This window comes from Geminicoccus flavidas (assembly GCF_009806515.1).
GTDB classification, from domain to species: Bacteria; Pseudomonadota; Alphaproteobacteria; order Geminicoccales; family Geminicoccaceae; genus Geminicoccus; species Geminicoccus flavidus.
In genome coordinates this window covers 1-8959 of the sequence record NZ_WUJP01000642.1, presented here as the reverse complement: position 1 = coordinate 8959, position 8959 = coordinate 1, and the positions used below count along the sequence as shown (strand labels likewise).

Annotated in this window: 10 protein-coding genes; 7 read left to right on the top strand and 3 right to left on the bottom strand. The window is 68.0% G+C overall.

All coding sequences use genetic code 11. The features are described 5' to 3' along the window. The 5 genes from EQG76_RS18095 to EQG76_RS18075 form a co-directional block, all read left to right on the top strand. On the top strand, window positions 1-540 hold a 540-nt coding region (locus tag EQG76_RS18095; protein ID WP_407925551.1), incomplete at its 5' end, for a transketolase-like TK C-terminal-containing protein. 69 nt (window positions 541-609) lie between these two features. Then, entirely contained in the window at window positions 610-1683 is a 1074-nt protein-coding gene (locus EQG76_RS33060; RefSeq protein WP_159715781.1) for an SRPBCC family protein, read from the top strand. A 172-nt stretch (window positions 1684-1855) separates the two neighbouring features. Next, the gene (locus tag EQG76_RS18085; protein ID WP_159715780.1) at window positions 1856-2329 is read left to right on the top strand and encodes a (2Fe-2S)-binding protein; all 474 of its coding nucleotides are present in this window, start codon (window positions 1856-1858) and stop codon (window positions 2327-2329) included. A gap of 72 nt (window positions 2330-2401) precedes the next feature. Beyond that, a complete protein-coding gene (locus tag EQG76_RS18080; RefSeq protein WP_159715779.1) occupies window positions 2402-4768 on the top strand; it encodes a xanthine dehydrogenase family protein molybdopterin-binding subunit in 2367 nt (788 codons plus the stop codon). 21 nt (window positions 4769-4789) lie between these two features. After that, on the top strand, window positions 4790-5584 hold the full coding sequence (locus EQG76_RS18075; protein ID WP_159715778.1) for an FAD binding domain-containing protein: 795 nt from the start codon (window positions 4790-4792) through the stop codon (window positions 5582-5584). Between the two features lie 77 nt (window positions 5585-5661). Here the strand turns inward: EQG76_RS18075 and EQG76_RS18070 are convergent, their stop codons facing one another. Then, on the bottom strand, window positions 5662-6603 hold the full coding sequence (locus EQG76_RS18070; RefSeq protein WP_159715777.1) for a hypothetical protein: 942 nt from the start codon (window positions 6601-6603) through the stop codon (window positions 5662-5664). Here EQG76_RS18070 and EQG76_RS18065 point away from each other — a divergent pair. Next, on the top strand, window positions 6593-6790 hold the full coding sequence (locus tag EQG76_RS18065; RefSeq protein ID WP_159715776.1) for a hypothetical protein: 198 nt from the start codon (window positions 6593-6595) through the stop codon (window positions 6788-6790). The genes EQG76_RS18070 and EQG76_RS18065 overlap by 11 nt on opposite strands. A gap of 24 nt (window positions 6791-6814) precedes the next feature. Here the strand turns inward: EQG76_RS18065 and EQG76_RS18060 are convergent, their stop codons facing one another. Beyond that, window positions 6815-7054 carry a DUF4170 domain-containing protein gene (locus EQG76_RS18060; protein WP_159715775.1) on the bottom strand — a complete coding sequence of 80 codons (240 nt, stop codon included), beginning with the start codon at window positions 7052-7054 and terminating at the stop codon, window positions 6815-6817. A gap of 22 nt (window positions 7055-7076) precedes the next feature. Continuing rightward, window positions 7077-8339: an isocitrate lyase gene (gene aceA / locus EQG76_RS18055; protein ID WP_235031432.1), complete on the bottom strand. Its 1263-nt coding sequence runs from the start codon at window positions 8337-8339 to the stop codon at window positions 7077-7079. A 196-nt stretch (window positions 8340-8535) separates the two neighbouring features. Here aceA and EQG76_RS18050 point away from each other — a divergent pair. Further along, a partial coding sequence (locus EQG76_RS18050; protein ID WP_159715773.1) for a helix-turn-helix domain-containing protein occupies window positions 8536-8959 on the top strand: 424 nt, incomplete at its 3' end.

The following is an 8959-nucleotide window of genomic DNA, read 5'->3' as shown; positions in this document are numbered from 1 at the left end:
GGCGGCGGCTCGGTCTATCTGCGCCTGTCCACCCGGCAGATCGCCCAGCCGCAGCGCAAGCTGGACGAGACCGATCTCTTGGCCGGCGGCTACTGGCTGGTTCCGCCGGCCGAAGGTGCGGAGCTGGCGATCGTTGCCCAGGGGGCGGTGCTGCCCGAGGCGATGGCGGCCCATGCCGAGCTGGCCGAGGACGTGCCGGGCATCGGCCTGTTGGTGGTGAGCTCGGCCGACCGGCTGATCCATGACTGGCGCGCTGCCGGCAAGGGCTCGCACGTGGCTCGGCTGCTGGCCCCCCTGGCACCGGACGCGGCGCTGGTGACCGTGCTGGACGGCCATCCCGCCACGCTCGCCTGGCTGGGCTCGGTGCGCGGCCAGCTCGTCGAGAGCCTGGGCGTCGACCGATTCGGCCAGTCGGCGGACATCCCCGACCTCTACGCCGTGCACGGGCTGGATCCGCTGGCGATCGTGGACGCGGCGGCACGCGCCATGGTGGCGAGGTTGTCCAGGAGCGTTATCGTGAATTCTGGAACCGCTCGATAAGCTTGCGTGTTTTCGGGTCCTGGGGCACCGCTGCCCGGGGCCGAGATTTAGACAAGAGGAACGCTGTATATGGACATGACCGGCGAGTACCGGATCCCGGCTCCGCGCCAGATCGTCTGGGACGCGTTGAACGACCCTGAAACGCTGAAAGCGGCGATCGTCGGCTGCGAGGAGCTGAACCGCACCGGCCCGAACAGCTTCGAGGCGAAGGTCACCGCCAAGGTCGGGCCGGTGAAGGCCAAGTTCGGCGGCAAGGTGAACCTGGAGGACCTGGACCCGCCGAACGGCTACCGGATCGTCGGCGAGGGCTCGGGCGGGGCCGCGGGCTTCGCCAAGGGCGGTGCCAAGGTAGACCTGATCGACGAGGGTGCCGAGACGATCCTGCGCTACGAGGCCAAGGCGGATGTCGGCGGCAAGCTCGCCCAGATCGGCTCGCGCCTGGTGGCCGGTACGGCGAAGAAGATGGCCGACGACTTCTTCGGCCGCTTCTCCCAGCTCGTGAGCCAGCGGGCGGCGGCCAGCGGCGCGCCGGCGCCGGCGGCCCCGATCGCGTCGACCACCGCCCCGCCGGCCGCAGCCGCGGTGGGCGCCCCGGTCGTGGAGACCCCGATCGAGCCCGCACCGCGGCCGGCCGAGCCGCTCGGTGGGACGGCAGCACCCGAGCCCGCCACGCCGCCGGACCTCGGTATGGTCCCGCCACGTGTGCCGCCGGCACCCGCACCGGATGCCATCGCCGCCGCGGGCGGGGGAACCGGCGAGGGTGCGGTGGAGCGCCCCTATGTCGGCGGGATGCCGGAGCCCCAGCCGGTGGCCCAGGCCGACCCGCATACCGGCGGCTACGAGCCCGGCCGGGTGACCACGCAGCCGACCACCGCCCCGCCTGGTCCGGTCGCCCCGTCCTCCGAGCCGCTGGAGCCGGTCTCGGTGGACGATCCCGCTCGTACCTCCGCGCACATCCAGGCCGCCGCTGAACCTGCCGCGGTGACCCCGCCGCCGCCGGTGGCACCCGCGGCACCGCCCATGCCGCCGAGGGCCGAGCCCAGCGCCGCCACCCCGCCGACACCCGCCAAGGGTGGCCTGCCCTGGACCTGGATCATCGTCGCGATCGTGGTCGTGCTGATCCTCCTGTTCCTTCTGGGCTGACTTTAGAAAGCGCCAACGCCGCGTTGACGCTGCGTTGGCATTTCAATAGCTTCCGCGCAAAGACCGCGTGGTTCCAGCGGCCCGCCTCCAGCGGGCCGCGTCCGTTCCGGACCAGGCGGCGCAGGACAGGTGCAGGCAGGCCCGCGCCGGAAGGCGGGTGGGGGAGAGGTTGATGACCAGCGTCACGATGACCGTCAACGGCAAGGCGGTTACGAGGGATATCGAGCCGCGCATGCTGCTCTCCACCTTCCTCCGCGAGGAGCTGGGCCTGACCGGCACCCATGTCGGCTGCGACACGTCCCAGTGCGGCTGCTGCGTGGTGCATGTGGACGGCGATTCGGTGAAGTCGTGCACGGCGCTCGCGGTGCAGTTCGACGGCGCCTCGGTGACCACGATCGAGGGCCTGGGCCAGAACGGCACCCTGCACCCGATGCAGGAGGCGTTCCGCGAGAACCACGGCCTGCAGTGCGGCTTCTGCACGACCGGCATGATCATGTCCTCGGTCGACTTGGTAAAGAAGGCCAAGGAGCAGGGCATCACGATCGACGAGCACTATGTGCGTGAGGGCCTGGAGGGCAACATCTGCCGCTGCACCGGCTACCACAACATCGTCAAGGCGGTCATCGCCGGCGCCCAGGCCATGTAAGCCGGCGACGTGCCGGCATCCGACAAGAACAACGAAGATCAGCTGACCTCGTGATCAGGGGCGGACCACCACATGGCGACCAACGGCATCGGTAGCTCGGTGAAGCGCAAGGAAGACCTGCGCTTCATCACCGGGAGCGGACGCTACACTGACGACATCCAGCTTCCGCACCAGGCGTATGCCTGCTTCGTGCGCAGCCCGCATGCCCACGCGACGATCGGCTCGATCGACCGCTCCGCCGCCGAAGCGATGCCGGGCGTGCTCGGCGTGTTCACCGGCGAGGATGTGGCGGCCGACGGGCTGGGCGGCCTGATCTGCGGCTGGATGGTCAAGTCCAAGGACGGCTCGCCGATGAAGGCCGGGCCGCACCCGATCCTGGCGCACGGCAAGGTGCGCTATGTGGGCGACCATGTCGCCGTGGTGGTGGCCGAGACCCTGCAGCAGGCGCGCGATGCGGCCGAGGCGGTGATTGTCGACTACGGCGTGCTGCCGGCCGCGGTGGACGTCGCCAAGACGCATGACAGCGGCATCGAGATCCACACCGACATCCCGAACAACCTGGTCTATGACTGGGAGATCGGCGACAAGGCGGCCACCGACGCGGCCTTCGCCAACGCCAAGCACGTCACCCGCGTCGAGCTGATCAACAACCGCCTGGTGCCGAACGCGATGGAGCCCAGGGCCGCGCTCGGTCACTATGACGCGGGCATGGACGCCTACACGCTCTATACGACCAGCCAGAACCCGCACGTGGCGCGGCTGGTGATCTCGGCCTTCGTGGGCATCGCGCCTGAGCACAAGCTCACCGTGATTGCACCCGACGTGGGCGGCGGGTTCGGCTCGAAGATCTTCATCTATGCCGAGGAATGCGTCTGCCTCTGGGCGTCGAAGAAGGTGCGCCGGCCGGTCAAGTGGACGGCCGATCGCACCGAGGCGTTCCTGTCGGACGCGCATGGCCGCGACCATGTCTCGGTCGCCGAGATGGCGATGGATGAGAACGGCCAGTTCCTCGCACTCCGGGTGAACACCAAGGCGAACATGGGTGCCTATCTCAGCACCTTCTCGTCCTGCATCCCCACCTATCTCTACGCGACGCTCCTGGCTGGCCAGTACAAGACACCGGCCATCTATTGCGACGTGCAGGCCTACTACACCAATACGGCTCCGGTGGATGCCTATCGCGGTGCCGGCCGGCCGGAGGCGACCTACCTCCTGGAGACGCTGGTCGAGGAGTGCGCCAAGGACATGCAGCTGGACCCGGCGGAGATCCGCCGGCGCAACTTCATCCCCAAGGACGCCTTTCCCTACCAGACCCCGGTGGCGCTGCAGTACGACACGGGCGACTATGAGCCCTGCCTGGACAAGGCGCTGGAGCTCGCCGACTATGCCGGGTTCCCGGAGCGGCGCCGGCAGTCCGAGGCGAAGGGCAAGCTGCGCGGCATCGGCTTTTCCGCCTATATCGAGGCCTGCGGCATCGCCCCTTCGGCGGTGATCGGCTCGCTCGGTGCCGGCGTCGGCCTGTGGGAAAGTGCCAAGGTCCGCTTCAGCCATACCGGCAAGGTGCAGGTACTGACCGGCACCCACAGCCACGGCCAGGGCCACGAGACCACCTTCGCCCAGCTGGTCGCCTCCAAGCTCGGCGTGGCCTACGAGGACGTGGACGTAATCCACGGCGACACGTCCAAGACCACGGTCGGCATGGGCACCTACGGCTCGCGCTCACTGGCGGTCGGCGGCGAGGCCCTGGTCAAGGCCTGCGACAAGGTCATCGCCAAGGGCAAGAAGATCGCTGCGCACCTGCTGGAAGCGTCCGAGCAGGACATCGTCTTCCAGGACGGCAACTTCTCGGTGGCGGGCACCGATCGGTCCAAGTCGATCGGCGAGATCGTGTTCGCCGCCCTGGTGCCGCACAACTATCCGCCCGGCCTCGAGCCCGGCATGGAGGAGACCGCCTACTACGACCCGGCGAACTTCACCTACCCGTCCGGCGTCTATATCTGCGAGCTCGAGGTCGACCCGGACAGCGGCGTGGTCGAAATCCAGAAGTTCACCGCGGTCGACGATTTCGGCAACGTCATCAACCCGATGATCGTCGAGGGACAGGTGCATGGCGGGCTCGCCCAGGGCATCGGCCAGGCCTTGCTGGAAAACGCGGTCTATGACGAGAGCGGCCAGCTCATCTCCGCGTCCTACATGGACTACACCATGCCGCGTGCGGACGACCTGCCCTCCTTCGTCGTGCACACCACCGCCGGCACGGCCTGCACCCACAACTCGCTGGGCGTGAAGGGCTGCGGCGAGGCGGGTGCGATCGGTTCGCCGCCCGCGGTGATGAACGCTGTCGCCGATGCGATCGGCACCCGCATCTCCATGCCGGCCACACCTGAGAAGGTGTGGCGCGCCCTGCAGAAGACCCAACTGGCCCAGGCGGCCGAGTGAACACGAGAGAGAGCTGAAGCGATGTATGCATTCGGATATCATCGGCCCGGGTCGGTCGCGGATGCGGTGAAGCTGCTGGCCGATCATCCGGACGCCAAGCTGCTCGCCGGCGGCCAGACCTTCATCCCGACGCTCAAGCAGCGGCTGGCCCAGCCCAGTGACGTGATCGACCTTGGTGGTATCGCCGAGCTGCGCGGGATCCGTGCCGAGGGCGACAACCTCGTCATCGGTGCCATGGTGAAGCATGGCGAGGTCATGCGCGATGCCACGGTGAAGTCGATGATCCCGGCGCTCGCCGACATGGCGGGCGTGATCGGCGACACGCAGGTGCGCAACCGCGGCACGCTCGGCGGCTCGATCAGCAACAATGACCCGGCTGCGGACTATCCGGGTGCCGTGGTCGGCCTGGGTGCGACGGTGATCACCGACCGGCGCCAGATCGCCGGCGAGGACTTCTTCACCGGCTTGTTCGAGACCGCGCTGGAGGAAGGCGAGATCGTCACGGCGGTGAGCTTCCCCAAGCCCGTGGCCGCGGCCTATGAGAAGTTCCGCAACCCCGCCTCGCGCTATGCCATGGTCGGCGTGTTCGTCGCCAAGACCGCGGGCGGCGTGCGGGTCGCGGTGACGGGGGCCGGTCCCTGCGTGTTCCGACTGCCCGAGTTCGAGCAGGCGCTGTCCACGAATTTCGCCGCGGATGCCATCCAGCACCTGAACGTCGACGCGAGTGGCCTGAACGCGGACATCCATGCCTCAGCCGAGTATCGCGCTCATCTGATCAAGGTGGTCGCCAAGCGGGCGCTGGCGAAGATCCGGTAACCGAGCCTGCAAAGGCGGATTGGCAATGGTGGAGGGCCCCCTTGCGGGGGCCCTTTGCTGTCTTGTGATGCGGCGGCTCAGGCCGTGCCGTCGTTCAGCCAGAGCGGGTCCAGGAGCCGGGCGATCATGGCCAGCGGGTCGGTGGTGATCCGGTCCACCCCCTGCTCCACCGCCCCGAACAGGAAGTGGCGGATCGCCTGCTCCACCGGCTCCGCCGGCGCCAGCGGCAGGCCGAGTTGCGCCAGGTCGGCGGTGATCGGCTGATCGGCCGGCAGATAGCGGTTGCCAGCCTCGGCCTCCTCCTGGGCGGCCGGCACCCGCACCATCACGATCCGGGTGGTACACAAGGGGGGCTGCGGGCCGACCAGGGCGACGCCGGTCAGATGGCCAATCAGCACGCTGCTGGGCGCATTCGGGCGCAGCAGCGAGAAGAACAGCGGCTGCTCGCCCTGGTCATGCGTCAGGCTCAGTACCAGGGAGCTGGGACTGTCGAGGCTGCTGCCGTGCATCCGGGTCAGGCCCGCCGACAGCATTTCGCTGTACACCACATCCAGCCGGCCCGGCCGCCGCGATCCCTGGATCGCCAGCGTGCCGCGGATGAGCCGGCCGGTCTGGTAGGGCGACCAGGCCCAGGAATAGGCGGCGAACACCCCTTCCATCTGCCGCCGGAACGCCATCGGCGAGCCGTCGGCAGCCTCCTCGCCCAGAAAAGCCCTGGCCTGCTGCCAGAGTTCCGCCCTCGCCTGTCCGAAACCCTCGGCGACCACGTCCAGGAACTCGTCCGAGCTGCTTTCCAGGATCCAGTCGCGCGACCGGCCCAGCCGCAGCAGGCCCAGCCATTCGGTATACAGCCTGGGATCGCGCGGCTGGGCCCGGCCCTGCAGCCATTTGTAGGACCGGTCCAGATCGAAGCTGGTGCCGGGGTTGGCCCTGGCGAAGGCGCGGGCTAGGTCCTTGCGCGTGGCGCAGCCAAGTGCCGCCGCCGTGATCGCGAACTTCACGGCCAAGTTGATCGCCATCGACGGTTCCTTGACCAAAGTGACGAAGCCCGTCCAGCGGCGACCATGTTTCGCGATCATGGTCCGCTGGCAGGACGGCAGCATTGATCTCAGAGAACACTACCGACATGTCGATGGCAATATCGGGATCGAGGATCTGATCTCCATTCTCAGTGGTGTCGAACTTCCAGCCGTGCCCTGGCACTGACCCACTTCTGTGCTTACCCGGCCGTCAGGCGTTCAGGCCGGCTGCGGCCTCTCCGTGGCGCCGCGGCGGCGGCTCGTGGGCGATGACATAGCGGTGGTGGGCATTGCAGCGAGTTCCTTCCGCCAGCCGCCGCCACTCGCCCAGCGCCCGCTCATAGGTCGGGAACGGGCCGGTCAGGCTCTGGGTGCCGTCGACCAGCCGCTCGAAGCTGACATCGTCGTACTCGGCACCGATGATCCAGAACTTGCTCGCGATCGGGGTCATGACGCTCTCCTTGCCCGTCTAGTCAGTGGAACTGGCTGGTCTCGGTGGATTCGCCCAATGCGGTGGTCGCGGCCCGCCCGCCCGAGATGGCCAGGCTCACCAGGTCGAAATAGCCGGTGCCGACCTCGCGCTGGTGGCGGGTGGCGGTGTAGCCCTGAGCCTCGGCGGCGAACTCCGCCTGCTGCAGCTCGACATAGGCGGCCATCTGCCGCTCGGCATAGCCGCGGGCCAGCTCGAAGGTCGCGTAGTTCAGGCTGTGGAAGCCGGCCAGCGTGATGAACTGGAACTTGTAGCCCATCGCCCCCAGCTCGCGCTGAAACTTCGCGATGGTGGCGTCGTCCAGCCTGGCCTTCCAGTTGAAGCTGGGCGAGCAGTTGTAGGCCAGGAGCTTGCCCGGGAACTCGCGGTGGATGGCCTCGGCAAAGCGCCGTGCCTGACCGAGATCGGGCGTCGAGGTTTCCATCCAGAGCAGGTCGGCATAGGGCGCGAACGCCAAGCCGCGGGCGATGCAGTATTCCAGGCGCTGGCCGGGCAGGATCGGGTGGAAGCCCTCGTCGGTACGGCTGGCCCGGTCGATGAAGGGATGGTCGCGCTCGTCGATGTCCGAGGTGATCAGCTTGGCGCTCTCGGCATCGGTGCGCGCGATCAGCACGGTCGGTACGTCCATGACGTCGGCGGCGAGGCGCGCGGCATTCAGCGTGCGCACGAAGCTGCGCATCGGCACCAGCACCTTGCCGCCCAGATGGCCGCATTTCTTCTCCGAGGCGAGCTGGTCCTCGAAATGCACCCCGGCGGCACCCGCCTCGATCATCGCCTTCATCAGCTCGAAGGCATTGAGCGGCCCGCCGAAGCCGGCCTCGGCATCGGCCACGATCGGGACGAACCAGTGGCGCTGCGCCCCGCCCTCGGCATGCTCGATCTGGTCGGCGCGCTGTAGGGTGCGGTTCAGCCGGCGCACCACTTCCGGCACCGAGTTGGCCGGGTACAGGCTCTGGTCAGGATACATCGCACCGGCGGTGTTGGCATCGGCTGCGACCTGCCAGCCCGAGAGATAGATCGCCTCCAGGCCGGCGCGGACCATCTGCATGGCCTGGTTGCCGTTGGTGGCGCCGAACGTGTTCACGAAGTCGCGGCTGTGCAGCAGCTGCCAGAGTTGCTCGGCGCCGATCCGGGCCAGCGTGTGCTCGATGTGCAGCGAGCCGCGCAGCCGCGCCACGTCCTCGTCGCGATAGTCGCGGCGGATGCCGTCGAACCTGCCGCCGACGGTCGGCCGACGCTCGAGCACCGGCAATGCATCCCTGCCCATGTTTGTAAATCCTTTACACTAGATGCCTGCTGAGCGATGGGTGACCAGCATCATCCTGAAGGAACGGCCGTTGACAATGGATCGAGGCAGGCCGGGGCGAGGTGATCAGGCGAAGTTGTAAATCTTATCTGTCAACTTTTGTAAGTTTGTATCTTCTTTTACAGAGCGAGGATCGATGAGCCGCAAGCGCATGCTCGGTCACAAGATCCGCCGGCTGCGGCGCGAGCGCGGCCTGACCCAGGCGCAGCTAGCCCAGCAGCTCGCCATCTCCACCAGCTATCTGAACCTGATCGAGAGCAACCAGCGCGCGGTCACTGTCGAGATCCTGCTCAAGGTGGGTGCGGTGTTCGACGTCGACCTCGCCAGCTTTGCCGAGGACGAGGCCGAGCGGCTGGTGAGCGGCCTGACCGAAGTGTTCGGCGACCCCTTGTTCAGCCAGTCCGGCCGGCCGGGTGGCCCGCTCGCACGCCAGGACCTGCTCGATCTCGCCACCCAGGCGCCGGCCGCCGCGGAAGCGGTGATCACCCTCTACCGCTCGTTCGCCGAGGCACGGGAAACCCTGCGCCTCCTGAGCGAGCAGGAGGCAGTGCTCGATGCGC

Coding starts and splice junctions, on each gene's coding strand:
- EQG76_RS18080 (WP_159715779.1), top strand. CDS start 2,402: ATGGCGACCAACGGCATCGGTAGCTCGGTGAAGCGCAAGGAAGACCTG.
- EQG76_RS18085 (WP_159715780.1), top strand. CDS start 1,856: ATGACCAGCGTCACGATGACCGTCAACGGCAAGGCGGTTACGAGGGAT.
- EQG76_RS18075 (WP_159715778.1), top strand. CDS start 4,790: ATGTATGCATTCGGATATCATCGGCCCGGGTCGGTCGCGGATGCGGTG.
- EQG76_RS33060 (WP_159715781.1), top strand. CDS start 610: ATGGACATGACCGGCGAGTACCGGATCCCGGCTCCGCGCCAGATCGTC.
- EQG76_RS18060 (WP_159715775.1), bottom strand. CDS start 7,054: ATGACCCCGATCGCGAGCAAGTTCTGGATCATCGGTGCCGAGTACGAC.
- EQG76_RS18070 (WP_159715777.1), bottom strand. CDS start 6,603: ATGGCGATCAACTTGGCCGTGAAGTTCGCGATCACGGCGGCGGCACTT.